The 24,292-nt window shown below is 73.4% G+C and carries 21 protein-coding genes, 1 pseudogene and 1 riboswitch; of the genes and pseudogenes, 8 read left to right on the top strand and 14 right to left on the bottom strand.

From position 1 onward, the window contains the following. Position 1 precedes the first annotated feature (1 nt). Complete coding sequence (locus AB7F12_RS13580; protein ID WP_428496693.1) at positions 2–460, bottom strand: flavodoxin family protein; 459 nt, start codon at positions 458–460, stop codon at positions 2–4. A 177-nt stretch (positions 461–637) separates the two neighbouring features. On the opposite strand from AB7F12_RS13580, the gene AB7F12_RS13575 reads away from it, so the two are divergent. From AB7F12_RS13575 to AB7F12_RS13560, 4 genes are all read left to right on the top strand, one after another. Continuing rightward, positions 638–3,247: a LuxR C-terminal-related transcriptional regulator gene (locus AB7F12_RS13575; RefSeq protein WP_428517075.1), complete on the top strand. Its 2,610-nt coding sequence runs from the start codon at positions 638–640 to the stop codon at positions 3,245–3,247. A gap of 95 nt (positions 3,248–3,342) precedes the next feature. Continuing rightward, a complete protein-coding gene (locus AB7F12_RS13570; protein ID WP_428502793.1) occupies positions 3,343–4,002 on the top strand; it encodes a hypothetical protein in 660 nt (219 codons plus the stop codon). Continuing rightward, positions 3,999–4,613: a DUF2306 domain-containing protein gene (locus tag AB7F12_RS13565; protein ID WP_428502792.1), complete on the top strand. Its 615-nt coding sequence runs from the start codon at positions 3,999–4,001 to the stop codon at positions 4,611–4,613. The genes AB7F12_RS13570 and AB7F12_RS13565 overlap by 4 nt, the downstream gene beginning before the upstream one ends. Further along, positions 4,610–4,813, top strand: a complete 204-nt coding sequence (locus AB7F12_RS13560; RefSeq protein ID WP_428502791.1) for a hypothetical protein — start codon at positions 4,610–4,612, stop codon at positions 4,811–4,813. The genes AB7F12_RS13565 and AB7F12_RS13560 overlap by 4 nt, the downstream gene beginning before the upstream one ends. A 16-nt stretch (positions 4,814–4,829) precedes the next feature. On the opposite strand, the gene AB7F12_RS13555 is transcribed toward AB7F12_RS13560, so the two are convergent. Continuing rightward, entirely contained in the window at positions 4,830–5,345 is a 516-nt protein-coding gene (locus tag AB7F12_RS13555) for an ester cyclase (RefSeq protein WP_428502790.1), read from the bottom strand. A gap of 57 nt (positions 5,346–5,402) precedes the next feature. Here AB7F12_RS13555 and AB7F12_RS13550 point away from each other — a divergent pair, with 57 nt between their 5' ends. Continuing rightward, positions 5,403–6,059, top strand: a complete 657-nt coding sequence (locus AB7F12_RS13550; RefSeq protein WP_428517077.1) for a TetR/AcrR family transcriptional regulator — start codon at positions 5,403–5,405, stop codon at positions 6,057–6,059. A 130-nt stretch (positions 6,060–6,189) separates the two neighbouring features. On the opposite strand, the gene AB7F12_RS13545 is transcribed toward AB7F12_RS13550, so the two are convergent. The 3 genes from AB7F12_RS13545 to AB7F12_RS13535 all read right to left on the bottom strand — a co-directional run bounded on the left by AB7F12_RS13545 (position 6,190) and on the right by AB7F12_RS13535 (position 10,480). Next, complete coding sequence (locus AB7F12_RS13545) at positions 6,190–6,576, bottom strand: nuclear transport factor 2 family protein (RefSeq protein WP_428501656.1); 387 nt, start codon at positions 6,574–6,576, stop codon at positions 6,190–6,192. Then, positions 6,576–7,772 carry an acyl-CoA dehydrogenase family protein gene (locus AB7F12_RS13540; RefSeq protein ID WP_428501655.1) on the bottom strand — a complete coding sequence of 399 codons (1,197 nt, stop codon included), beginning with the start codon at positions 7,770–7,772 and terminating at the stop codon, positions 6,576–6,578. Before AB7F12_RS13540 ends, AB7F12_RS13545 begins: the two co-directional genes overlap by 1 nt. Before the next feature lie 131 nt (positions 7,773–7,903). Beyond that, positions 7,904–10,480, bottom strand: a complete 2,577-nt coding sequence (locus AB7F12_RS13535) for an ATP-binding protein (protein ID WP_428501654.1) — start codon at positions 10,478–10,480, stop codon at positions 7,904–7,906. Positions 10,481–10,820: 340 nt separating this feature from the next. On the opposite strand from AB7F12_RS13535, the gene AB7F12_RS13530 reads away from it, so the two are divergent. Then, positions 10,821–11,306 (top strand): MarR family winged helix-turn-helix transcriptional regulator, encoded by a 486-nt coding sequence (locus tag AB7F12_RS13530; protein WP_428501653.1) that lies wholly within the window; start codon positions 10,821–10,823, stop codon positions 11,304–11,306. Positions 11,307–11,410: 104 nt separating this feature from the next. Here AB7F12_RS13530 and AB7F12_RS13525 read toward each other — a convergent pair whose 3' ends face one another. The 4 genes from AB7F12_RS13525 to AB7F12_RS13510 are packed head-to-tail and all read right to left on the bottom strand — an operon-like array spanning position 11,411 to position 15,134. Then, positions 11,411–12,130, bottom strand: a complete 720-nt coding sequence (locus AB7F12_RS13525; protein WP_428501652.1) for a type 1 glutamine amidotransferase — start codon at positions 12,128–12,130, stop codon at positions 11,411–11,413. Continuing rightward, the gene (locus tag AB7F12_RS13520; protein ID WP_428501651.1) at positions 12,127–13,173 is read right to left on the bottom strand and encodes a carbon-nitrogen hydrolase family protein; all 1,047 of its coding nucleotides are present in this window, start codon (positions 13,171–13,173) and stop codon (positions 12,127–12,129) included. Before AB7F12_RS13520 ends, AB7F12_RS13525 begins: the two co-directional genes overlap by 4 nt. Before the next feature lies 1 nt (position 13,174). Continuing rightward, positions 13,175–14,608 (bottom strand): glutamine synthetase family protein, encoded by a 1,434-nt coding sequence (locus tag AB7F12_RS13515; protein WP_428501650.1) that lies wholly within the window; start codon positions 14,606–14,608, stop codon positions 13,175–13,177. Positions 14,609–14,657: 49 nt separating this feature from the next. Continuing rightward, a complete protein-coding gene (locus AB7F12_RS13510; RefSeq protein WP_428501649.1) occupies positions 14,658–15,134 on the bottom strand; it encodes a DUF1097 domain-containing protein in 477 nt (158 codons plus the stop codon). A gap of 399 nt (positions 15,135–15,533) precedes the next feature. Here AB7F12_RS13510 and AB7F12_RS13505 point away from each other — a divergent pair, with 399 nt between their 5' ends. After that, a complete protein-coding gene (locus AB7F12_RS13505) occupies positions 15,534–16,274 on the top strand; it encodes a FadR/GntR family transcriptional regulator (protein WP_428501648.1) in 741 nt (246 codons plus the stop codon). A gap of 25 nt (positions 16,275–16,299) precedes the next feature. On the opposite strand, the gene AB7F12_RS13500 is transcribed toward AB7F12_RS13505, so the two are convergent. The 5 genes from AB7F12_RS13500 to gcvP are packed head-to-tail and all read right to left on the bottom strand — an operon-like array spanning position 16,300 to position 23,370. Next, a complete protein-coding gene (locus AB7F12_RS13500) occupies positions 16,300–17,679 on the bottom strand; it encodes an L-serine ammonia-lyase (protein ID WP_428501647.1) in 1,380 nt (459 codons plus the stop codon). Positions 17,680–17,683: 4 nt separating this feature from the next. Further along, entirely contained in the window at positions 17,684–18,976 is a 1,293-nt protein-coding gene (gene glyA / locus AB7F12_RS13495; protein ID WP_428501657.1) for a serine hydroxymethyltransferase, read from the bottom strand. A gap of 5 nt (positions 18,977–18,981) precedes the next feature. After that, a complete protein-coding gene (gene gcvH, locus AB7F12_RS13490; protein WP_428501646.1) occupies positions 18,982–19,380 on the bottom strand; it encodes a glycine cleavage system protein GcvH in 399 nt (132 codons plus the stop codon). Positions 19,381–19,411: 31 nt separating this feature from the next. Further along, positions 19,412–20,524 (bottom strand): glycine cleavage system aminomethyltransferase GcvT, encoded by a 1,113-nt coding sequence (gcvT, locus tag AB7F12_RS13485; RefSeq protein WP_428501645.1) that lies wholly within the window; start codon positions 20,522–20,524, stop codon positions 19,412–19,414. Next, the gene (gene gcvP / locus AB7F12_RS13480) at positions 20,521–23,370 is read right to left on the bottom strand and encodes an aminomethyl-transferring glycine dehydrogenase (RefSeq protein WP_428501644.1); all 2,850 of its coding nucleotides are present in this window, start codon (positions 23,368–23,370) and stop codon (positions 20,521–20,523) included. Before gcvP ends, gcvT begins: the two co-directional genes overlap by 4 nt. Before the next feature lie 150 nt (positions 23,371–23,520). After that, a riboswitch (glycine riboswitch) is annotated at positions 23,521–23,609 on the bottom strand. Between the two features lie 403 nt (positions 23,610–24,012). On the opposite strand from gcvP, the pseudogene AB7F12_RS13475 reads away from it, so the two are divergent. Beyond that, positions 24,013–24,292: pseudogene (locus tag AB7F12_RS13475) on the top strand (lipoyl synthase); the annotation flags it as partial.

The following is a 24,292-nucleotide window of genomic DNA, read 5'->3' as shown; positions in this document are numbered from 1 at the left end:
GTCAGCTGTCCGGCGCGACCGTCGCCGCGAGCGTCGCACCCAGCTCCTGGCAGGCGTCGAGCGCCGCCCTGTCCGGCGCACCGGTGACCTCGACGGTCGCGGCCGCCCGCGTCCAGCCGAGTCCGCCGGTGATCGTGTCCACGGCGGCCACCGCCCCCTCGACGCCGAGGTTGCCGTGCACGTAGAGGCCGAAGGGCAGGCCGCGGGTGTCGTCGGCGGCGACGTAGTAGACGGTGTCGAAGAAGTGCTTGAGCGCGCCCGACATGTAGCCGATGTTCGCGGGCGTCCCGAGCACGATCCCGTCGGCGGCGAGCAGGTCGGAGGCGGTGGCGCGCAGCGCCGCGCGACGGACGACCTCGACGCCGGTGATCGCGGGGTCGGCCGCGCCGCGGGCCACGGCGTCGAGCAGCTCCGCGGTCGCCGGCGAGGGCGTGTGGTGGACGATCAGCAGCCGCGCCATGTCCCGGATCGTGCCAGTCCTGCCGACCCGTCCACCCCGTCGGTGCCGGCCCGCCCGGGTCGACGGCACCGCCCGCGGTGGACCGGGCGGGCGGGGCGGGCACGCCGGACCGTGCGCCGCAGCGGATCGGCCCGGCGGTCGGCCTCGGGTCCGCAGCTGCCCGGTTATCCTCGCCCGATGCCGGCGCCGGGGACGAAGCTGCGGGTCCCGGCGCCGCGCCGGCGCCTCGTGGCCCGGCCGCGGGTGCTCGAGGGTGTGCGGCGGGACGCGCCGCGGCTGGTGCTGGTGTCGGCGCCCGCCGGCTTCGGCAAGACGACGGTACTGGCGCAGTGGCTGGCCTCGACGCCGGCGACCAGGGCGGCGTGGTTGTCGCTCGACCCGGCCGACGACGACCCGCGACGCTTCCTCACCCAGGTCGTCGCGGCACTGCGGACCGTCGCCGCGGACGTCGGTGCCACGACGCTGGCGCAGCTCGACGGGGACCGGCTCCCGCCCGTCGAGACGCTGGTGGCCCCGCTGGTCGACGACGTCGACCGGCTGCCGGGCACGACCGTGCTGGCGCTGGACGACTACCACGTCGTCGACGACCCCGCGGTACACGCGTGTGTGAGCTACCTGCTCGACCACCTGCCTGCCGGGGTGACCCTGGCCGTCGCGACCCGGGCCGACCCGCCGCTGCCGTTGCCGCGGCTGCGGGTGCGCGACGAGCTGGTCGAGCTGCGCGCCGCGGACCTGCGCTTCACCCCCGCCGAGGCCTCCGAGTTCCTCACCGGCGTGATGGGCCTCGACCTCACCGACGCCCACGTCGCCGCCCTCGGCGCCCGCACCGAGGGCTGGGCCGCGGGACTCCAGCTCGCGGCGCTGACGTTGCGCGGCCAGGACGACGTCGAGGGTTTCGTCGCCGACTTCACCGGCAGCCACCGGTTCGTCCTCGACTACCTCGTCGAGGAGGTGCTGCGCCGGCGCACCGCCGAGGTCCGCGACTTCCTGCTGGCGACGTCGGTGCTGGGGCAGCTCACCGGCCCGCTGTGCGACGCGCTGACCGGCCGCGGGGACGGCGCCGGGATGCTCGCGACGCTGGAGCGGGAGAACGTGTTCGTCGTGCCGCTCGACGGCCGCCGCACCTGGTACCGCTACCACCACCTGTTCGGGGAGGCCCTGCGCGCGCGGCTGACCGCAGCGGCGCCGGAACGGGTCGCGACGCTGCACCGCGCGGCCGCCCGCTGGTACGCCGGCCACGGCGACCTCGCCGACGCCGTCGGCCACGCCGTCACCGGGGCGGACACCGCGTTCGCCGCCGACCTGGTCGAGCTCGGGCTGCCGGGACTGCGCCGTCGCCGCGAGGACCGCACGTTGCGGGCCTGGCTGCGCGCCCTGCCCGAGGACGAGGTCCGCGGTCGGGCGCTGCTCGCCGCGGCGGCGGCGTGGACCCGGCTGTCGGTGGGCGACCTCGACGGCGTCGACACCTGGCTCGACGCCGCGGAGGCCGCACCCGCCCGCCCGGCCGCGGCCGTCCCGGGTGATCGCGCCCGCGTCGCCGACCGCGACGACGAGCTCCGCGCGCTGCCCGCGACCGTCGCGATCTACCGGGCGTCGGTCGCCCAGGCGCGCGGCGACACCGCGGGCACGGTCGCGCACGCCCGCCGCGCCCTCACCCTCGCCGGCCCGCGCGACCACCTCGCCCGCGGTGGGGCCGCCGGGTTCCTCGGGCTGGCCGCGTGGGCCGCCGGCGACGTGGTGACGGCCGTCGACACCTTCACCGGTGCCGTCGCGAGCCTCGCCGCGGCCGGGAACGTCGCCGACGAGCTGGGCGCGACCGTCGTGCTCGCCGAGATGTGGCGGGCCCGCGGCCGACCGCGGCAGGCCCGGCGGCTGCTGGAACGCGCACTGGACACCGCCCACGCCCACGGCGCCCCGCTGACGACGACGGGCGACCTGCACGTCGCCCTCGCCGACGTGCTCCGCGAGCACGACGAGCTCGACGCCGCCGACGCGCACCTGCGCGCCGCCCGCGAGCTGGGCGAGGGCGCGTCGCTGCTGGAGAACCGGTACCGCTGGTTCACGACGGCGGCCGGGCTGGCGCGGGCCCGCGGCGACCTCGACGGGGCGTTGGCGCTGCTCGACGAGGCCGCACCGCTGCACCTGCCCGGGTTCTTCCCCGACGTGCGGCCGATCCCGGCGGTGCGGGCCAGGGTGCTCATCGCCGCGGGCCGCCGCGACGAGGCCGCGGAGTCACTCGCGGAACGCGGCGTCACCCTCGACGGCCCGGCGTCGTACCTGGCCGAGTTCGACCGGCTGACGCTCGTCCGGCTCCGCCTCGACGGCGGCACCCCCGTCGCAGGCGCCCTCGACCGCATCGAGGACGACGCCCGCCGCGGACGCCGCGACGGCAGCGTCGTCGAGGTGCGGATGCTGCGGGCCCTGCTCCACCAGGCCGACGGCCGCATCGACGACGCCGTCGCCGAGCTCTCCGCCGCCCTCGACACGGGTGTCCCCGCCGGGTTCGCGAGGCTGTTCCTCGACGAGGGCCCGACCGTGGCCGCGCTGCTCGACCGGATCCCGAACCCGTTGGGCCGCAACGTCACCCCGCGCGGAGACCTGCTCAGTGCGCGCGAGCTCGACGTCCTGCGGCTGCTCGCCACCGACCTCACCGGACCCGAGATCGCCCGCAGCCTGTTCGTCACCGTCAACACGCTGCGCACCCACACCAAGGCGATCTTCACCAAGCTCGACGTGAACACCCGGCGGGCCGCGGTCCGGCGCGCGGGTGAGCGCGGCCTGCTCTGACCCACGGCCCGGGTCACATCGTCATGTGATGTGCGCTCACCACGTCGGTTCATAGCGTCTGCGACACACCGACACCCGCCGCCAGGGAGCAGACCATGACCGTCACCGTCACCGGCCTCACGAGGACCGCGGGCATCGCCACCGCCGCGTCCGGCCTGTTGTTCGGGCTCGTGCAGTTCATCCACCCCGTCGAGACGGTCGCCGCCGTCACGACCACCGGGTGGGCCGTCACCCACTACCTCACGTTGCTGATGGCCGTCCTCGGCCTCGCCGGGATCGCCGGGGTCTACCTCAGCCAGGTGCGGCGGGTCGGCGTGGTCGGGCTGGTCGGCTGGCTGGCGTTCAGCGGCTTCTTCCTGGTGACGGTCGCCTACACGTTCGTCGAGGCCTTCGTCCTGCCCGAGCTGGCCGGCTCCGCGCCACGCGTCGTCGACGAGCTGCTCGCCATCCCCGGGGGCGGCGACACCGGCGGCCTCGGTGCGATCGCCGCGTTCGGGACCGTGTCGTTCGCGCTGTACCTGGTCGGCGGCGTCCTGCTGGGCATCGCGCTGGTCCGTGCCCGGGTCCTCGCCCGCTGGGCGTCGGCGCTCCTGGCGGTCGGCCCCGTGCTCACCCTCGCCGCGCCGCTGGTCCCGCACTCGCTGCTGCGCCTCGCCGCGCTCCCGGTCGCCGTCGCGCTCCTGGGGCTCGGTGTCTCCCTCTGGCAGCGCCGCCCCGAGACCGCACCGCTGGTCGACGCGCCCGCGGTCCGATGAGAACCGCGTGGCCGATCCCCGTCGCGCTCGTCGCGCTGGGTGCGATCCCCCTGGTCGTCGGCGGGCTGCGGCTGCTGCAGCTCGCCGGCGGGCCCGCGGTCGTCCCCGCCGACCCCCGGTTCGACGCCGGCCCGTGGCCCGTCGTGGCGCACGTCGTCGGTGCGGCGGTGTTCGTGGTCGTGGGCGCCGCCCAGTTCGTGCCGCGGCTGCGCCGCAGCGGCCCACACCGGCGGGCCGGGCGGGTCGTCGTCGCGGCGGGGCTGGTCGTCGCCGGGTCGGCGCTGTGGCTGACCCTGTTCACACCGGCGAAGCCCGGCACCGGCGACCTGCTGTTCCTGCTGCGGCTGGTCTTCGCCTCGGCGCAGGCCGCGTGCCTGGTGCTGGGCGTCACCGCCGTCCGGCGTCGCGACCTCGCCGCCCACCGGGCGTGGATGATCCGCGCCTACGCCATCGCCCTCGCCGCCGGCACCCAGCTGCTGACGATCGGCCTGGGCACCGCCGTCTTCGGCACCGGTGTGCTGGTCACCGACCTGTCGAACGGTGCGGGCTGGCTCGTGAACCTCGCGGTCGCGGAGTGGATCGTCCGCCGCCCGGCGCGGGTCGCGCGATGAGCCCCACCTACGAGCTGCGCGTCGCCGGTCATCTCGACGACCACTGGTCGCCCCTGCTCGGTGACCTCGTCGTCGTCCGCCACCCGGACGGCACGTCGACCCTGACCGGGCCGATGCCCGACCAGGCCCGGCTGCACGGTGTCCTGGCCGCCGTCCGCGACATCGGCGCGCCGCTGCTGTCGGTGCGGGTCGTGGGGTGATCGTGACCCTGCGCGGTCAGGCGGCAACCGACCGGGCGCGACGGGTCGCGAGCAGCATCCGCGCGAGGTACCGCGGCCCGGGTGGGGTCCAGCCCAGCTGCTTGCCCATCCCGAGGTCGTCGCGGTTGGCCCAGTGCTCGATCACCTTTCCGTCGACGACGCGGAACCAGTGCGTCTGGAACACCGCGAACCGTCGCCCCGTCGGGGGGAAGACCGTCTCCGGGAGCGCGTCCGCGCCGTAGGCGACGAACGGGCCGGTCTGGCGTCCGCTCATGGTCACGTGCGCCACGACGAGCTCGCCTGCCTCGACGACGTCGTGCACGTCCCAGCTCAGGTCCGAGAACGCGGTGGTCAGCCACCTGCCGGTGGCCATGAACGCCCCCGGTCCGGCGCCGCGGCAGTCGGCGGGCTCGTCGACGGCCTCGCGGTTGGTCGCGTCGGGGTGGAACATCGCGTCGAACGCGGCCGCGTCGTCGGTCGCCATCACGTTCAGAACCCTGTCGCAGAACTCCACGAGCGCGGTGCCGGTCATCGGGCCCCCCTTTTGAATGGACACTGTCTATCGAATAGCTGGCAGTATCCTCGACCCATGGGCGACGTCAAGACCCCGCGGCGCGGCTACCACTCCCCCGTGCGTGCCGACGCCGCCCTCCGCACCCGACGCGCCATCGTCGCCGCGGCCCGGGAGCTGTTCCTCGAACACGGCTACACCGCCGCGTCCCTGCGCGCCGTCGCCGACCTCGCCGGCGTCGCGCGCCCCACGGTGACCGCGGCCTTCGGCTCGAAGCCCGCGCTCCTGCGCCAGATCCTCGACGAGGCCCTCGCCGGCGACGACGAGCCCGTGCCGGTCGCCCAGCGCCCCTGGTTCGCCCCCGTACTGGAGGCGACCGACCCCGCGGCCGTGCTCGACGCCTACGCCGGCGTCTGCACGCTGATCGGCAGCCGGGCGGCCCGCATGTTCGAGGTCGTCCACCGGGCCGCCGGCGACTCCCCCGAGCTGACCGAGCTGTGGGCGACGCTGGGACGCAACCGGCGGTCCGGCGCCGAGATGGTCGTCCGCCGGGCCGTCGAGACCGGCGCGGTCCGCGACGACATCCCCGCCGACCACGTCGTCGACAGCCTCTGGATGTTCAACGACCCCGCCCTGTACACCGCGCTCGTCGTCGAGCGGGGCTGGCCGGAGTCCGGGTTCACCGCGTGGCTCGCCGGCCAGATGCGCGCGGCGGTGCTGGGCCGCGTGGCCTGAGGCTCCGCGTCCGGCGACCCGGACATGACGACGGGGCGGGCCGCCCGTCGGACGATCCGCCCCCGCCGCCGCGCCGCTCCCGTGACGAGAGCGGCCCTGCCCGGCACCCGCCCCTGCGGGGGACGTGGTGTCAGGCCAGACCCAGCCGCGTCCAGTACTCACCGAAGCTCGGCGGGCACATGTCGGCGCCGCGGACGACCTTGCCGTCGACGAACTGGTGGACCATGACCATCGTGAAGTCCAGGACGTCGTCGCCCTTGCGGCGGTAGGCGCGGATCCACGCGACCACGAGGCCCTCGGGCGTCGTGTCGGTGCGGACGACCTCGTTCTTCGCCTCGTCGAGGTGGGCGAGGATGCCGAAGCCCTCCAGGAACGAGCCCTTGGTGTAGACGGTCTGGGTGCCGTCGGGCGTGAACCCGGCCCAGGTCATGTCGTCGGCGTAGAGGCCGACCAGCAGGCTCGCGTCGCCCTTGTCGGCGGCGGCGAAGGCCTCGGTGAGGTTGTCGGCGTCGGACATCAGGCGTTCTCCTTCTCCAGGTAGCCGGCGATGATCGGGGCCGAGGCCTCGACCAGCGTCATCGGCTCGACGAGCATGTGCTGGGCGCCCACGGAGATGTCGCGCAGGCAGCGGCCCAGCACGCTGGGGTTGCGGATCGAGGCGGAGCCGCCCCAGTTGTAGGCCCAGGTCACGACGTCCTGGGCGACCTTCTGCACCCAGGTCGCGGCCTGGCGCAGGCGGGCTCGGTGCTCGTCGGTGATCGTGCCGGCGGCCGCGGCGGCCTCGGCCTCGGCGTGCACGTCGTAGACGTAGAGCCGGGCGGCCTGCAGCAGTGCGTCGTGCTCGACGAAGCCGCGGCGGAACATCTCCGAGTCCCCGACGACCGTCGGGTAGCCGGGGCGCTTCTTCTCCAGCGTGATCCGGGCGATCTCCTCCAGCGCGCGCTGAGCGATGCCGAGCGCGACGGGCGCGTGCCCGCCGACACCGATGCCGAGCATGCCCAGCTTGTAGACGGCCTCGGGGCGCACCGGGTCGGTGGAGAACGTGTCCATGGTGTGGGCCTCGGGCACGAACAGGGCATCGACCTTGTAGTTGTCGCTGCCGGTCGCGGCCATGCCCATGACGTCCCAGCCGCCGAGGAACTCGACCTTCTCGCGTGGGACGAAGGCGATGCGGCAGACCGGCATCTCACCGTTCATCTCGGGGTTGCCGTCGTCGCCGAGGACGACGAACCCGGCCCCGATCCACGACGCGTGGTGGGAGCCGCTGCCGAAGCCGTAGGTGCCGGTGACCTCGTAGCCGCCCTCGACGCGCTTGCCGGTGCCGGTCGGCAGGATCATGCCCGCGGTGACGGCCTTCTCGGTGCCGGCGAACATCTCGCGCGCGCCGTCCTCGGGGAAGAACCCGACCGCGACACCGGTGGAGAACGCGTTGGCCATGAAGGCCCAGCCGACGGAGCCGTCGGCACGGGCGAGCTCCTCGACGACCTTCAGCGAGGTGACGATGCCCTGGCCGCCGCCGCCGTACTCGCGCGGGACGAGCAGCCAGAACAGCTCGTTCGCGGCGAGCGCGTCGACGACGGGCTTCGTGATGGTGACGCCGGCCTCCATGGCGTCGGCCTCGGCGTCGATGATCGGTTTGATGCTGCGGGCGCGGGCCACGTAGTCCACGCTCGTCCCGGCGGTCGGCGCCGGGCGGGTGAGTGTCTCCGTCATGGTGTCGGCCTCCATTGGTCGAACATGTGCTCGCACGTCGTTGACGTGCTCACGATGCCGATCAGCGGGCGGCGGGGGACCCGGGTGACCACGTGGTCCGCCACGTGGTCGGCGTCACGATCGGGCGCGGGTCAGCCGGTGGACGACGCCAGGGCGGCCGCGACCTGGCTGCGGTTGTCCAGGCGCAGCTTCTGCAGGATGTGCTCGACGTGCCCCTCGACGGTGCGGTGCGACAGCACGAGTGCCGCGGCGATCTGCCGGTTGGTACGGCCGGCGGCGAGGTGCCGGGCGACCTCGCGTTCGCGGCGCGACAGCACGGCCAGCACCCCGGCGTCGACCGGCTCGGGGTGGGCACCGTCGCTGAGGGCGAAGTCGAGCAGCTCGGGCACCCCCATGGCGGCGCCGCGGCGCATCGCCGCCTCGAAGGCACTGTTGCCCAGGCCGGAGCGGGCGCGCGTCGCGAAACGTTCGCGGCGGGCCATCCACTGCGCCGAGCCGTAGAGCTGCTGACCGAAGGCCCGCCACAGCACCGACGACGCCCCGATGAGCACGGCGAACCGCTCCGCCGAGCCCGCCCCGGCCTCGGCCCAGCCCAGCAGCTCGACGGCCAGCGGCGTCCCGACGGAGTCCTCGAAGTGCCGCTTGAGCCCGAGGCTCTCGCGGGCGAGCGCGATCGCGTCGGCGTACCGCTCCTCGGTGACCGCGACCAGCCCCTGCCCGAACACGGCGTAGGACAGCATCCACCGCTCGCCGACCCGTTCGCAGCGGGCACGGACGTCGTCGAAGAACTCCTGGGCCTGCGCGGTGCGCCCGTCGAAGCAGCACAGCATCCCGAGGTGCACCCGGACCGCGCACGGCAGGTCCTCCCGGATGCCGGGGACGGACTCGTAGCGGGCCAGCGACTCGGTCAGCAACCGCTCGGCCCCGGCGTGGTCGCCGCAGAAGAAGGCGCCGAGGCCCTGGGCGTCGAGCGCGAAGGCGACGGCGACCGGGTCGTCGGGGTCGAGCGCGAGCGCTTCGGCCACGATCGGGTCGGCCGCCTCCTGGTAGCCCTGCATGGTGCGGACCAGCCCGAGCGCGCCGAGCACCGCGGCCCGGCGTTCGGGGCCCAGGTCCGGGGTCTCCAGCACCCGCCCCAGCCACATCGCGTGCTCACGTGCCGAGAGCCCGCACGCCCACAGGAACCAGGGCGCCGACACCAGCTCGGCCGCCGTGTCCGCGGAGCCGTCCAGCGCGGTCTCCAGCGCGGTGCGGACGTTGGCGAGGTTGGCGCGCAGGCGTTCGGAGATGGCGAACTGGTCGTCGGAGAACCAGCGCCGGACGGACTCGGTGACCAGGCCCGCACACCATTCGAGGTGGCGGCGGTGCAGCCGCTCGCTCTCGGCGGGTGAGAGCATCGCCTGCCCGAACTCGCGGATCGTCTCCAGCACCCGGAACCGGACGCGCCCGCGCGACTCCTCGCGGTGCAGGATCGACTTGCCGACGAGGTCGTAGAGGCAGTCGAGCACCTCTGCGACGGGCAGCTCCTCGTCGGCGCAGACGGCCTCGGCCGCGCGGGTGTCGAACCCGCCGGCGAAGACCGACACCCGCGCCCACAGCAGCTGCTGCTCGCGCGTGCAGAGCTCGTGGCTCCAGGCCATGGCGGCCTGCAGGTTCCGGTGCCGCTCGGGGCCCGCGCGCACGCGCGTGGAGAGCAGGTCGATGCCGTCGGAGAGCCGGTCGGCCAGCTCGTGCACCGACAGCACGCGCAACCGCGCGCAGGCCAGCTCGATGGCGAGCGGCAGCCCGTCGAGGCGCTCGCAGACCCGGTGCACCGCAGCGCGGTTCGAGTCGTCGACGGTGAACCCGGGGACGACGTCGCGCGCCCGGCTCTCGAACAGGTCGGTCGCGGGACCGCGCGTCGACAGCGGGTGCAGCACGGTGATGCGCTCGCCCGGCAGGTTGAGCACCTCCCGGCTCGTGGCGAGGAAGTGCACCCGCGAGGTGGCGTGCAGGACGTCGTCGACGAACCGGGCGGCCGCCTCCAGGACGTGCTCGCAGTTGTCCAGCACGATCAGCAGGTGGCGGGTGCGCACGTACTCGACGAGGGCGTCGACGGCCGAGCGGTCGGGCTGGTCACGGTGCCCGAGCCCGAGCCCGTCCAGCACCGCCTGCGGCAGCAGCGCCGGGTTGCGCAGCGCCGCGAGCTCGACGACCCGCACGCCGTCGGCGAACCCGCGACGCAGCTCGACGGCCGCCTGGACCGCGAGCCGCGTCTTGCCGACGCCGCCCACCCCGATCACGGTGACGACGCGGTGGCTGCCCAGCAGGTCACGCAGCTCGCGCAGCTCCTCGCGGCGGCCGACGAACTCGGTGACGAACTCGGGTACGGCACCACCGACGACGGGCGGCGGGCCGAGTCCTCCGGCGAGGAGTCGCCGCTCCTTGTTGACGCGCGTCGCCAGCGTCGTGCGGGACCGGTTCCAGCCGATCCGCTCCCCGATCTGGCCGATCGTGAGGCCGGGCTCCTCCGACAGCAGGACCCGGATGCGGTCGGCGTAGGCGTCGGCGGCCGAGCCGCGGCGCGCCCGGTGGTCGGGAGGGGGCGCGTCGAAGGTGAGGGCGCGGCGGACCGTGTTGCGCGACATGCCGAGGTGCGCGGCGAGGCCCTTGACCGACATCCCGTCGGCGTGGAGCCGGTGGATCTCGCTCCACTCGTCGGCGTTCAACTGTCCCTCCGGCACTCCGCGTCGAGGCTGGTCCCAGGTTCACGACGCCCGTCGGGAGGTGTCAAGCGGGACCGGTCGATCCACGTGCGGATCGGGGCCCAGGGGGGTCAACATGTGTCATGGTCGACGGATGCTGACCCGGCCGGGGCCCACCGGCCGCCGACGCGCCGCAGGTCCCGGCGCCGGTGCCGGAGCCCGCCTCCACCGGGCGGCCGACGGTGACGCGGCCGCCACCCGTCCCCGCCCCCCCGGAACTGCTGGGGCGCAACGAGGGTTCGACAGGTCGCGGGCGGCGTTACGCTTTCCGCCCGGAACGCCGGACGACGCGAGGGAGGCGACGATGAGCGACGGCCCGGGCCGCCGGGACGCGGCGACCGACATCGGCGTCCTCGCCGGCCGGCTGCTGTTCTCGGTGCAGGGCGAGCTCCACGCGCGGCTGCGCCGGGCCGGCTTCGACGACATCGCACCGCGGCACGGTGCGGTCCTCGCCTACCTGGAGGTCGGCGGCATCCGCGCGACCGACCTCGCCCGGCTGTCCGGGCAGCACAAGCAGGTCATCGGCAAGAGCGTCGACGAGCTCGAGGAGCTGGGATACGTCGAACGCAGGCCCGACCCGGCCGACCGGAGGGCCAAGCTCGTGGGGCCCACCGCGCGCGGGCGCGACCAGATGCGCGCAGCCGACGCGATCATGGCCGAGATCGCCGACCGGCACCGGCAGGCGATCGGCGCGCAGGCCTACGACCGGTTCATGGCCGACCTGGGTGCCGTCGTCGACCGACAGCGGGCGGCGCTGCGGGAGATCGTCGCCGATCCGGGCCAGGACTGACGTCCTCGCCCGGGACGCCCGCCGCGCAGCCGCCCGGGGGACCGGCCCGTCGGGGCGCCGGCCGTGTCCGGCCGCGGGTGGGTGGCGCTCCTGGCCGGTCGTCGCTACCGGCCCAGGAAGAACCGGGAGTAGAGGCGGTGGGCCGCGACGATCGCCCCGGGCAGCTGCTTCGCGGTGTCGGCGAGCAGGTCGGCCCGCTCCCCGCCGGCCTCGGACAGCAGTGCCAGCCGGCGGTCGCTGTCCATCCACTGGACGAGCTGGGTCTCGGTGACCTCGGGGTGGAACTGCACCCCGAGGTGCCCGTCCTGGTGGAACGCCTGGACGCAGCTGCCCCGGGCGAGGACCGTCGCCGAGCCGGGCGCGGTGATCTCGTCGCCGTGCCACTCGAACCACGTGTGGTCGACGAGCCCGGCGTAGCCGACGTCGGACGCCGCGGCCGTCGGCGCGATCGGGACCCAGCCGCGCTCGATGGTCGCGGCCTTCTGCACGGTCCCGCCGAGCAGCAGCGCCAGCAGCTGGGCGCCGAAGCAGATGCCGAACGTCGGCGTCCCCAGGGCCGTCGTCGCGCGGACGAAGTCCTTCTCGGGCCCGAGCCACGCGACGTCGTCGTCGTAGGCGGCCTCCCGGCTGCCGAGGACGACGAGGGCACGCAACCGCGCGGGCTCGGGGAGGGTGTCGACCGATGCGTCGACGAGCTCCCACCGGAGCCCGCTGTCGGTCAGCCACTCCCCCAGGTTGCCGGGGCCGGCGTCGTCCTGGTGCTGCACGACCAGGATCGTGTCCCGGGCCGCCCGCGCGCCGGGGGCCGTTCGGTCGTCGGTCACTGCGCTTCCTCGGGGTTGCTCGAATCGGTGAACGCCACCGCTTCCCGGCGGGTGCGGTCGACGGTGACGCCGAAGACGTCGGGCCGGCTGTAGTGCCCGGTCGGGTCGAAGGTCAGTCGTGCCTGCGCGACGAGACGCAGGTCGAGGTCCGCAACGATCAGCCCCTCCTCCCCACTGACGGGCTCGACGAGCCACGTCCCGTCCGGCGCCGCGACGCCGGAGCCGCCGTCGAACGGCATCGCCGCCGAGTTCGCGTGCAGCTCGTCGTGCAGCGGGAAGTCGTCCGGGACGTCGTCGACGGTGAGGATGCCCGACGCGGAGATCGCGAAGACGCGGCCCTCCTGCGCGGTGAAGCGGGTGATGTCGGCGTTGATCGAGCTCGCGCCCGGCCACGTGCTGAAATGCACCTGCTCGCCGTCGGCGTAGAGGGCGTGCCGCGCCTGCGGCATCCAGTTCTCCCAGCAGTTCAGCCCACCGACGCGGGCCGCGCCGACCACGTGGGTCCGCAGCCCTGCGCCGTCGCCCGGCGCCCACACGAGACGCTCGTCGTAGGTGGGGACGAGCTTGCGGTGGTGGCCGACGAGCCCGTCACCGGGCGTGATCGCCAGCAGCGTGCAGTAGGTCGAGCCGCTGGCCACACCTCGCCCACGTTCGGTCACGCCGACGTAGAGGGTCAGGCCGAGGTCGGTCGCGAGAGCCTCGAGCTCACGCTGTTCCGGTCCGCCGACCTCGATCGCGGAGTCGAGGTAGTAGGCGTAGCACTCCCGCTGCGCGGCGTCCTCGAAGTTGGCGCCGTGCGTGCGGGTGAGCCAGAAGGGATAGCCGGACAGGTAGGTCTCGGGGAAGGCGAGCACGTGAGCTCCCGCGGAGGCGGCCACGTGGGCCGCCTCCGCGAGACGTTTCATGCGCGCGCCGACGTCGAGCCACCGTCCGCCGAGCTGGGCGGCCGCGACCGTGAGGGTCGACCGCGGGTCCGGGTCCGGGAGACGGGAGGCGGCCAGGACCCGGAGTCCCGGCACCCCCGCGCCGGCGTCGTCGATCACGTCAGTAGACCTCGAAGTACTCGCGCTGCTCCCAGTCGGTCACTGCCGAGTTGAAGCGCTTGACCTCGTGTCCCTTGACCGTCGACAGGTACTCGACGAACGGGTCGCCCAGCTCGGAGCGGAGCAGGCTGCTCCGTTCGAAGAGCGAGACGGCCTCCTGCAGGGAAGCCGGCAGGCGCTCGGCCTCGGCCTGGTACGGCTCGTCGGCCGAGGGGCCCGGGTCGAGCTTGTTGCGCAGGCCGTCGCGGCCGGAGACGACCTGGGAGGCCAGGTACAGGTACGGGTTCGCGGCGGGCTCGCCGACGCGGTTCTCCAGGTGGGTGTTGGAGTCGCCGCGGCCACCGGCGACGCGGATGAGCGCGCCGCGGTTCTCCTCGGCCCACGCGATGCGGTCCGGGGCGAACGAGTCCGGCAGGTACCGCTTGTAGCCGTTGACGGTCGGGGTGGTGAGCAGCGAGCAGGACCGGGCGTGTTCGAGCAGGCCCGCCATCCAGTGGCGGCCGGTGTCGGAGAGGACGTCGTCGTCGCCGCCCGGGAACGCGTTGCCGGTCTCGGCGTTGCCCAGCGACTGGTGCAGGTGCCAGCCGCTCGAGAACGCGTTCGGCAGGGCCGGGCGGGACATGAAGGTGGCGTGGTAGCCGTTGCGGCGGCAGAGCTGCTTGATGGCGCTGCGCAGCAGGATCGCCGAGTCGGCGGCCTCCAGGCCGTCCATCACGTCGAACGTGAACTCGGTCTGGCCGGGGCCCCACTCGTCCTCGATGGTGGCGAGCGGCAGGCCGAGGGCCACCACGTTGTCGCGCAGGATGTCGAGGATCGACGTGATCTCGTCGCCGCGGTTCTCGGTCAGGTACTGGAAGCCGTGGGCGACGGCGCTGACCCGGGGCGGGTCGGGCGGGTAGCCGCTCTGGCCGAACGACAGGCACGGGTCCTCGAGCTTGGTGATGTAGAACTCGAGCTCGATGCCGGCGAGGAAGTTCCAGCCCTCGTCCTTCAGCTGGGCGAGCTGCGACTGCAGGATGCCGCGGGTGTCGAAGGGGACGACCTCCCCCGAGCGGTAGTGCAGGTTGCACAGGACCCAGCCGGTCCTGTCGAGCCACGGCAGGATGCGGAAGGTGCCGGGGTCGGGGACGAGGACGCCGTCGGGCAGGCCGGTCATGCGCGGGTCGCCGAAGCCGTCGGCCGCGAACGGTGGGACGGCCGGGTTGTTGGTGGTGTCGAAGATCAGCGTGGCGGTCTGGAAGTCCTTGCCGTTGCGCAGGACCGACAGGAAGTGGCCTGCCTCGAGGGTCTTGCCGCGCAGGATGCCGTGCTGGTCGCCCCAGGCGACCCGGACCTGACGCAGGCCCTGCTCCGTGACCCGGGCTGCGATCTCGTCAGCCTGGTCCTGCTGCTCAGCGCTCCACAGGTGGTGGTGCTGGATGAAGGTGGAACCCATCAATGACTCCTCATAGGTCAGATGGTAAGACCAATTTTGGCACAGCAGATCAGGCGCGAGCGGCGGCGGCGTCCTCCTTCCGGCCGACGCCGCTGATCAGGCCCGCGGACCACTCGGAGATGAAGCCGAGGACGAGGCCGATCACGATGCAGATGACGGTGGACGTGACGTCGACCGACGTGCCGAACAGACACGCGGCCCCCATGAAGGTGCCCGGGACGAACGACAGGGGCGACCAGCCGGCCTGCACGCACATGACGAAGGCCGCGATCGCGACCATGACGGGCAGGGCACCCGCCCAGCCGCCGAAGAGGCCGGCCGCCGTCACGGCGAGCCAGGCCCACAGCACACCGGACAGGCTCGCGGCACCCATCTTGAGGACACCGCCGACCTTTCCGCCGGCGGCGAAGAAGCCGGCCCAGATGATGACGGCCACCCACGGGGGCAGGCCGACCGAGCCACTGACGTAGACCCACGCACCGACCAGGACACCGATCGTCAGACCGAGGGCCGCAAGAGCACGCACGTCGTTCTCCTCGCTGTCAGGTCTTGCAGAGGGGGGATTCTCCACCACCGCAGCACTGGCGCGGTCATCTGGTGGTCAGACCAGTTTGGGGACGAGGGACCCGGGTGTCAACCGGTCCGTCGCGGCGCGACCTGCTCGGCACCAGCACGATCCCGAGGACGGCGCGCCGCCGCCGGCCGTCGGACCCCGAGGAAGCCGTTGCGTCCCAACGGCATCGACGACCGGGGCGACCGGCAGCCACCGCCGGGTCGGCCACGGCAACCCCGCCGGCCCCGGGCCCCGCCCGGCACAGCGCCGCCCCGCCCGTGCCGCGGCGGCCGGGCGGGCCGTCACGGCGCGGTAGCATCGTGTCAGCAGATCACCTGGTGATCGCGCGAGCGTCGCCGTCGTGGGGGTGTCATGGGTCAGGACCGGCAGGCGATCGCCCCCATCCGGCCGGTGCACCGCAGACCGCTCTACGAACAGGTCAGCGACCGGCTGCGCGAGTTCATCGACGTCAACCAGCTCCAGCCGGGCGACCGCCTGATGACCGAACGCGACCTCGCGCGACAGCTCTCGGTCGGACGCTCGTCGATCCGCGAGGCCATCACCGCACTGCGGGCCCGTGGCGAGGTCGAGGTCCGCCACGGCGACGGGATCTACCTCGTCCGCCGCCCCGAGGACCTCATCCCCTCGCTCGCCGCCGAGCTCGTCGAGACCCACATCGACCACCCGGCCATCTGGGAGACGCGCCAGGCACTGGAGACGCAGTGCGCGCGCCTCGCCGCGCACCGGGCCACCGAGGCCGACCTGACGAATCTCGCCACCGCGCTCGACGACATGCAACGTGAGATCGACGCGGGCGAGGCAGGGCTCGTCGGCGACCGGCGCTTCCACATCGGGGTCGCGACGGCATCGCACAACCCCATCCTGATCAACCTGCTCGACAGCATGCGCCAGGCGCTCGACCGGACCTCCGCGACGTCGCTGACGCGCAGCGGCCAGCCGGCCACCTCGCTCGCCGACCACCGCCGCATCCACGACGCGATCCGCTCGGGCGACGCCCCCGCGGCAGCCGACGCGATGCTCTCGCACCTGGTGAGCACGACCGACTCGCTGGTCATGGAAGGTGCCGTGAAGGAGATCGACCCCGGCCGCTGACCGGCCGGGACCTGTCGTGCCCGACTCAGCACTCGACGACGTTCACCGGGATGGTGAGGGCCAGGCCGCCGCGGGACGTCTCCTTGTACTTGTCGCTCATGTCCCGGCCGGTCTCGCGCATCGTCGTGATGACCTGGTCGAGCGAGACGCGGTGCCTGCCGTCGCCCCGCAGCGCGATCCGCGCCGCATTGACCGCCTTGCCCGCCGAGATGGCGTTCCGCTCGATGCACGGGATCTGCACGAGACCGCCCACCGGGTCGCAGGTGAGCCCCAGACTGTGCTCCATCGCGATCTCCGCCGCGTTCTCGACCTGCGCGGGCGTGCCGCCGAGAACCTCGGCCAGACCGGCCGCCGCCATCGACGCGGCCGATCCGACCTCACCCTGACAGCCCACCTCCGCGCCCGAGATGGAGGCCAGCTCCTTGTAGAGCGACCCGATCGCACCGGCCGTCAACAGGAACCGCACCGCCGCCTCGTCCGGGTCGTAGCGGCCCAACGGGGTGTAGTGCGTCGCGTAGTGCAGCACCGCCGGGACGATCCCCGCCGCTCCGTTGGTCGGTGCGGTGACGATGCGACCCCCCGCGGCGTTCTCCTCGTTCACCGCCATCGCGACCAGGTTGACCCAGTCGAGTGCGAAACCGGGGTCGCGCTGCGGGTCCTCGACCCGCAACCGCTCGTACCAGCTGCGCGCCCGGCGTTTCACGTGCAGGCCGCCCGGTAGTTCGCCGCCCTCGGTGATCCCGCGACCCACGCAGTCCCACATGACGCCGCGAATCTCGAGCAGGCCCTTGCGGACCTCCTCCTCCGGTCGAGTCGAGCGCTCGAAGCAGAGCATGACCTCGCTGATCGACGAACCCGACTCGACGCAGCACTGCAGCAGTTCCACCGCCGTCCCGAACGGGCCCGCCGGACCGCCCTCGCCACCGGGTCGGACCTCGCCCTTCTCGTGGACGAAACCGCCGCCGACCGAGAAGTAGGTCTTCTCGCGCAGGGTCTCCCCCGCGCTGTCGCGGACCGTGAGGGTCAGCCCGTTGGGGTGTTCGGGAAGGACGGTGCGCGGCCGCAGCACGATGTCGTCGATCCGCTGCGGCACCTCCCGGACGCCGCCGAGCCGGACCCGGCCCCTGCCGGCGATCTCGGCGGTACGGGTCCGCACCGTCTCCCCCGTCACGACGTCGGGGCGCCACCCCTCCAGGCCGAGCAGGACGGCGGGGAGCGTGCCGTGCCCGGCGCCGGTCGCGGCGAGGGACCCGTAGAGGATCACCTCGAGCGCCGCGACCTCGGCGAGCACACCGTCGGCAGCCAGCTCCTCGGCGAAGCGGGCACCGGCCCGCATCGGGCCCACCGTGTGCGAGCTCGACGGGCCGACGCCGATCGAGAACAGGTCGAACACGCTCACCGTCATCGGGTCACCCCAGACCGGGGTAGAGCGGATGGCTGTGGGCCAGCGCCCGCACCTCGGCCCGCAGCCCGGCGATCACCGGGTCGTCCGCGGGCAGGTCGGCGGGCAGCAGCAGGGCCCGCGCGATCACGTCGGCGACCGCGGCGAACGCCTCGGCGCCGAACCCGCGGGTGGCCAGCGCGGCCGTGCCGATGCGCAGCCCGGACGTCACCATCGGCGGGCGCGGGTCGAACGGGACGGCGTTGCGGTTCACCGTGATGTCGACGGCCGCGAGCCGGTCCTCGGCCTGCCGGCCGTCCATGCCGTCGGCACCCAGGTTCACCAGCACGAGGTGGACGTCGGTACCGCCGGAGACGACGCTGATCCCGGCCTCGGCCACGTCACCGCCTCCGAGCCGGTCGGCCAGGATGCGGGCGCCCTCGAGGGTGCGCCGCTGGCGGTCGGCGAACTCCGGCTGGGCCGCCATCCTGAACGCGGCGGCCTTGCCCGCGATGACGTGCTCCAGCGGACCACCCTGCTGGCCGGGGAAGACCGCGGAGTTGATCTTCTTGGCGAGCGCGGCGTCGTCGGTGAGGATGATGCCGCCACGCGGGCCGCCCAGTGTCTTGTGCGTCGTCGACGTCGTGACGTGCGCGTGCGGCACCGGCGACGGGTGCAGCCCGGCGGCCACCAGCCCGGCGAAGTGCGCCATGTCGACCATCAGGTACGCGCCGACCTCGTCGGCGATCTGCCGGAAGCGCGCGAAGTCGAGGTGGCGCGGGTAGGCCGACCAGCCGGCGATGATCAGCTGGGGCTGGTGCTCCTTGGCCAGGCGCGCGACCTCGTCCATGTCGATGCGCGAGTCGTCGGGCGAGACCTCGTAGGCGGCGACCTTGTAGAGCAGGCCGGAGAAGTTGATCCGCATGCCGTGCGTCAGGTGCCCGCCGTGGGCCAGCGAGAGGCCCAGGATCGTGTCGCCCGGCTTGATCAGGGCCTGCATCGCCGCGGCATTGGCCTGCGCACCCGAGTGGGGCTGCACGTTGGCGAACCCGGCGCCGAAGAGCGCCTTGATGCGGTCGATCGCGAGCGTCTCGATCTCGTCGACGAACTCGCAGCCGCCGTAGTAGCGACGGCCCGGATAGCCCTCGGCGTACTTGTTGGTGAGGACCGATCCCTGCGCCTGCATGACCGACAGCGGCGCATGGTTCTCCGACGCGATCATCTCCAGCCCGTCCTGCTGGCGGGAGAGCTCGCGGCCGATCAGCGCGGCGACCTCGGGATCGAACTCGGCGAGGGACTGGTCGAGGACACCCTCGGACACGTCGGTCACCCCTCGTTCTCGGCGCGGTACGCGGCCGCGTCGAGGACCTTGCCCAGCGAGGCGACCTCGACGGTGAACAGCCAGCCGTCGCCGTAGGGGTCCTCGCCGACGAGCGCGGGATTGTCGGCGAGCGCCTCGTTGATCGAGACGACGGTGCCGCTCGCGGGGCTGACCAGCTCGGACACGGACTTGGTCGACTCGATCTCGCCGCAGGCGTCGCCCGCGGTCAGGGCCGTGCCGACGGCGGGCAGGTCGACGAACACGATCTCGCCGAGGGCCTCGGTCGCCACGGACGACAGGCCGACGCGGACCTCGCCCGCGGGAGCGGCGGCACCCGGCTCGACGGCGATCCACTCGTGGTCGGAGGTGTAGCTCAGGTTCTCGGGGATGTCGCTCGACGTCATCGATGGTCCTCTCGCGCAGCTCGGCTGCAGGTCAGGCGCGCTTGTAGAAGGGCAGGGAGGTGACGGTGTAGTCCTGGGCGCGGCCGCGGACGTCGACCCGGATCGCGGTTCCCACCTCGGACAGCTCGCGGTCGACGTAGGCCAGCGCGATCGGCACGCCCAGTGTCGGGGACAGCACGCCGGAGGTGACGGTGCCGACGACCGAGTCGTCCGGACCGAGCACCGGGGCCTCGGCGCGGCCGGCGCGGCGGCCGGCGCCGCTGAGGCCGACGAGGATCCGGGCCGGCTCGTTCTCGGCGAGCGCGGCGAGGGCGTCGCGGCCCACGAACTCCTTGTCCAGGGCGACGACGCGGCCCAGACCGGCGGCGAAGGGGTTGGTCTGCGAGGTCAGCTCGTGGCCGTAGAGGGCCATCCCGGCCTCCAGCCGCAGCGTGTCGCGGCAGGCGAGGCCGGCGGGGCGCAGGTCGTGCTGCTCCCCCGCGGCGAGCAGGACGTTCCACAGCTGCGCGGCCTGCGCGTTGGGGACGTACAGCTCGAAGCCGTCCTCACCGGTGTAGCCGGTGCGGGCCAGCAGGACGTCGATGCCGGCGATCGTCGCGGGTTCCGAGGCGTAGTAGCGCAGGCCCTCCAGGATCGACGCGACGCCGGGATCGGCGCTGCGCAGCACGTCGGGCGAGCGCGGCCCCTGCACGGCGATCAGGGCGGTGTCGGCGGAGCGGTCGGTGACCGCGACGTCGAAACCCTGCGCGCGGGCGATCAGCTCGGCCGCGTCCTGGGCCGCGTTGGAGGCGTTGACGACGACGAGGAACCGGTCGTCGGCCAGGCGGTACACGACGAGGTCGTCGAGCACGCCACCGTCGGGCGCGCAGAGCAGCGAGTACTTGGCGCGACCGACCTTCACCTTGGACAGGGCCCCGGCCAACGCGCGGTCGAGGGCCTCGGCGGCCTGCGGGCCGGTGAACTCCACCTCGCCCATGTGCGACAGGTCGAACAGGCCCGCGGAGTTGCGGACCGCGTGGTGCTCGGCGAGGTCGCTCTCGTAGCGGACGGGCATGCGCCAGCCGGCGAAGTCGGTGAAGGTCGCCCCGAGACGCTCGTGTTCGGCGTCGAGCGGGGTGCGGACGAGCGCGTCGGCCGTGGTCATGACGTCTCCTGGAGGGCCGGGGTGGCGAACGCTTCGGGCGGCGGGCAGGAGCAGACCAGGTTGCGGTCGCCGCGGGCACCGTCGATGCGGCCGATCGGCGGCCAGTACTTCGCCCGGCGCAGCTCCGGCACCGGGAAGGCGGCCTGCTCGCGGGTGTAGGGACGCGTCCACTTGTCGGTGAGCAGCACGTCGGCGGTGTGCGGGGCGTTGCGCAGCGGGCTGTCCTCCAGCGGCCACGTGCCGTCGCCCACCCGGTCGATCTCGGCCTTGATGGCGATCATCGCGTCGATGAAGCGGTCGATCTCGGCGAGCGACTCCGACTCCGTCGGCTCGACCATCAGCGTGCCCGCGACGGGGAACGACAGCGTCGGGGCGTGGAAGCCGTAGTCGATGAGGCGCTTGGCGACGTCCTCGGCGGTGACGCCCGTCCGCTTGGTGATCGGGCGGAGGTCGAGGATGCACTCGTGCGCGACCAGCCCACCCGGGCCCGTGTAGAGGACCGGGTAGTGCTCGTCGAGGCGGCGCGCGAGGTAGTTCGCCGACAGGACGGCGGACGCGGTGGCCTTCGTCAGACCGTCCGGGCCCATCATCGCGATGTAGGCGTAGGTGATCGGCAGGATGCCCGCAGAGCCGTACGCGGCCGCGGAGACGGCGCCGCCCTCGGGGTCGAGCGGGTCGCCGGGCAGGAACGGCGCCAGGTGCGCGCGGACCGCGACCGGGCCGACACCGGGCCCGCCACCACCGTGCGGGATGCAGAACGTCTTGTGCAGGTTCAGGTGCGACACGTCGCCGCCGAACTCGCCCGGCTTGGCCAGCCCCACCAGCGCGTTGAGGTTGGCGCCGTCGATGTAGACCTGGCCGCCGGCCTCGTGGACCAGGTCGCAGACCGTGCGGACCTCCGTCTCGTAGACACCGTGGGTCGACGGGTAGGTCAGCATGATCGCCGCGACGTGGCCGCTGTTCGCCTCGAGCTTGGCGCGCAGGTCGTCGAGCTCGACGCTGCCGTCGGGCGCGGTGGCCACGACGACGACGCTCATCCCGGCGAGGACGGCCGAGGCCGCGTTGGTGCCGTGCGCCGACGACGGGATGACGCACACGGTGCGCTGCTCGTCGCCGCGGCTGCGGTGGTAGTCGCGGATGGCGAGCAGGCCGGCCAGCTCACCCTGCGAACCGGCGTTGGGTTGCAACGACACCTTGTCGTAGCCGGTGATCTCGGCGAGCCACGTCTCGAGGGTCGCGGTGAGCTCGGCGTAGCCGCGGGTCTGGTCGGCGGGCGCGTACGGGTGCAGGGAGGCGAAGCCCGGCTTGCTGATCGGCTCCATCTCGGCGGTGGCGTTCAGCTTCATCGTGCAGGAGCCGAGCGGGATCATGGTGCGGTCGAGCGCGAGGTCGCGGTCGGACAGCAGCCGCAGGTAGCGCAGCATCGACGTCTCGGAGCGGTGCGCCGAGAAGACCGGATGTGTCAGGTAGGGGCTGGTGCGCTGCAGGTCGGCGGGCAGGGCGCCGGCGGGGGTGCCGCCGGCCGGGGCGGCGCCGAACGCGGCGAGCACGCGGGCGACGACGGCCTCGGTGGTGACCTCGTCGCAGGCGACCGCGACGTGGTCGGCGTCGACCAGGCGAAGGTTGATGCCGTCGTCGGCGGCGGCGCGGACCACCTCGGCGGCGCTGCCGGGGACGCGGGCGAGGACGGTGTCGAAGAACTCGCCGTGCACGACGTCGACGCCCGCCGCGCGCACACCGGCGGCGACACCGGTCGCGTGGGCGTGGACGCGCTCGGCGATCTCCCGCAGGCCCTCCGGGCCGTGGTGGACGGCGTACATGGAGGCGACGTTGGCGAGCAGGGCCTGGGCCGTGCAGATGTTGCTCGTCGCCTTCTCGCGACGGATGTGCTGCTCACGGGTCTGCAGCGCGAGGCGGTAGCCCGGACGGCCCGCGGCGTCCTGCGAGACGCCGACCAGGCGGCCCGGGAGCATCCGTTCGAGTCCGCCGCGGACGGACATGTAGCCGGCGTGCGGTCCGCCGAAGAACAGCGGGACGCCGAAGCGCTGCGTCGAGCCCACCGCGACGTCGGCACCGAGCTCGCCGGGCGGGGTGAGCAGCGTGAGCGAGAGCAGGTCGGCCGCGACGGTGACGAGAGCGCCCCGCGCCCGGGCCGCCGCGATGACCGGCCGCAGGTCGCGGACGACGCCCGAGGCCCCCGGCGCCTGCAGGACGATGCCGAACAGGTCACCGTCGTCCAGCGACGCCACCGCACCGGGCGCGGAGAGGTCGACGACGTCGACCGGCAGGCCCAGCGGCTCGGCGCGGCGGCGCAGGACGGCGAGGGTCTGCGGCAGCGTCTCGGAGTCGACGACGACGCGCGCCCCCGCCTTGGCGGCCTTGTTCGCGCGGGCCATGAGCAGGACGGCCTCGACGACGGCGGTGGCCTCGTCGAGCAGCGACGCACCGGCGACCGGCAGCGCCGTGAGGTCCTCGATCATCGTCTGGAAGTTCAGCAGCGCCTCGAGGCGTCCCTGCGAGATCTCCGGCTGGTACGGCGTGTACGCCGTGTACCAGGCCGGCGACTCCAACATGTTGCGGCGCAACACCGGCGGCGTGATCGTGTCGGAGTAGCCCAGACCGATCATCTGCACCATCGTCCGGTTGCGGCCGGCGATGGCGTCGAGTGCGGCGAGCGCGTCCTGCTCGCTCAGGGCGGCCGGCAGGTCGAGCGGCGCGGCGGCGCGGATGCCCTGCGGCACGGCGGCATCGACCAGCGAAGCCAGGTCGGCGTGGCCGACGACCTCGAGCATCTTCTGCTCGGCGTCGGAATCGGGACCGATGTGACGGTCGGCGAAGATCGACATACGCTCACTCCGAGGTCATGGGGACAGATGGCACCTGTCGTGCACCGTCTCCCCGCTCTGTCTGCGGACCTGAGAGATTTCGCGGAGTGACCTCCGCTTGCCCCGTCGGTGGTTCGGCCCGGACATCCGGGGAACGCTTTCCAGAGTTGCCTCGTCACAGCGGTACGGCAGCCTGAGAGATTTCCGGGGAGGATTGCTCCTACGGCTCTGGAATGAACCAGATCTCCCGCTGAGATTCGAGCAGCGTATGCAGTTGTGTGGCGCACACTATACGCACACCGGGCCGGACGGCGGCAAGGGTCCACCGGCCCCCCGGCCGCCCCCGGAGGTCTCCGCAGGTCGGCGTCATGAGCAGGGCCGCGGTGGTCACATCCGGGGCCTCGCGAGCGACGGTCGGGGCCCGTCGGGCGTGCTACCGTCGCCGTGCACGTCACGCATCGGGTGATACGTCGCGGACCTTTCCGGCGGAGCACCGAGAATGTCAGGGGAATGGCACCTCCCCGGTCGACGTGCACATTTCGGGTACCCGGCACCGGGGTACCGCGCCTTGCCGTGGGTTCGTACCCGCGCAGCGTCCCCGCGTTCCCGGCCACCTTCTCCTCGACGCCGGACTCGCGAACCCGAACCGTCCTGGAGACCGTCGTGACGATCGCACCCGAAGGCCGCAAGCTGCTCCGCCTGGAGGTCCGCAACAGCGAGACCCCGATCGAGCGCAAGCCGTCGTGGATCCGCACCAAGGCCCGCACCGGACCGCAGTACACCGAACTGAAGTCCCTCGTGCGCTCCGGCGGGCTGCACACCGTCTGCGAAGAAGCCGGCTGCCCCAACATCTACGAATGCTGGGAAGACCGCGAAGCCACCTTCCTCATCGGCGGCGAACAATGCACCCGCCGCTGCGACTTCTGCCAGATCGACACCGGCA

This window comes from Pseudonocardia sp., assembly GCF_050250275.1.
Lineage (GTDB): Bacteria > Actinomycetota > Actinomycetes > Mycobacteriales > Pseudonocardiaceae > Pseudonocardia.
Note: the sequence above shows the minus strand (reverse complement) of the source record. Positions and strands in the feature narration are given on the sequence as shown.

Bases quoted from the DNA above. Each gene is read 5' to 3' on its own strand.
- AB7F12_RS13515 (WP_428501650.1), bottom strand. From the start codon at position 14,608: ATGGGTTCCACCTTCATCCAGCACCACCACCTGTGGAGCGCTGAGCAG.
- AB7F12_RS13555 (WP_428502790.1), bottom strand. From the start codon at position 5,345: ATGACCGGCACCGCGCTCGTGGAGTTCTGCGACAGGGTTCTGAACGTG.
- AB7F12_RS13500 (WP_428501647.1), bottom strand. From the start codon at position 17,679: ATGACGGTGAGCGTGTTCGACCTGTTCTCGATCGGCGTCGGCCCGTCG.
- AB7F12_RS13545 (WP_428501656.1), bottom strand. From the start codon at position 6,576: ATGTCCGACGCCGACAACCTCACCGAGGCCTTCGCCGCCGCCGACAAG.
- AB7F12_RS13540 (WP_428501655.1), bottom strand. From the start codon at position 7,772: ATGACGGAGACACTCACCCGCCCGGCGCCGACCGCCGGGACGAGCGTG.
- AB7F12_RS13580 (WP_428496693.1), bottom strand. From the start codon at position 460: ATGGCGCGGCTGCTGATCGTCCACCACACGCCCTCGCCGGCGACCGCG.
- AB7F12_RS13565 (WP_428502792.1), top strand. From the start codon at position 3,999: ATGAGAACCGCGTGGCCGATCCCCGTCGCGCTCGTCGCGCTGGGTGCG.
- AB7F12_RS13560 (WP_428502791.1), top strand. From the start codon at position 4,610: ATGAGCCCCACCTACGAGCTGCGCGTCGCCGGTCATCTCGACGACCAC.
- AB7F12_RS13530 (WP_428501653.1), top strand. From the start codon at position 10,821: ATGAGCGACGGCCCGGGCCGCCGGGACGCGGCGACCGACATCGGCGTC.
- AB7F12_RS13570 (WP_428502793.1), top strand. From the start codon at position 3,343: ATGACCGTCACCGTCACCGGCCTCACGAGGACCGCGGGCATCGCCACC.
- gcvH (WP_428501646.1), bottom strand. From the start codon at position 19,380: ATGACGTCGAGCGACATCCCCGAGAACCTGAGCTACACCTCCGACCAC.
- AB7F12_RS13505 (WP_428501648.1), top strand. From the start codon at position 15,534: ATGGGTCAGGACCGGCAGGCGATCGCCCCCATCCGGCCGGTGCACCGC.
- gcvP (WP_428501644.1), bottom strand. From the start codon at position 23,370: ATGTCGATCTTCGCCGACCGTCACATCGGTCCCGATTCCGACGCCGAG.
- AB7F12_RS13575 (WP_428517075.1), top strand. From the start codon at position 638: ATGCCGGCGCCGGGGACGAAGCTGCGGGTCCCGGCGCCGCGCCGGCGC.
- AB7F12_RS13550 (WP_428517077.1), top strand. From the start codon at position 5,403: ATGGGCGACGTCAAGACCCCGCGGCGCGGCTACCACTCCCCCGTGCGT.
- gcvT (WP_428501645.1), bottom strand. From the start codon at position 20,524: ATGACCACGGCCGACGCGCTCGTCCGCACCCCGCTCGACGCCGAACAC.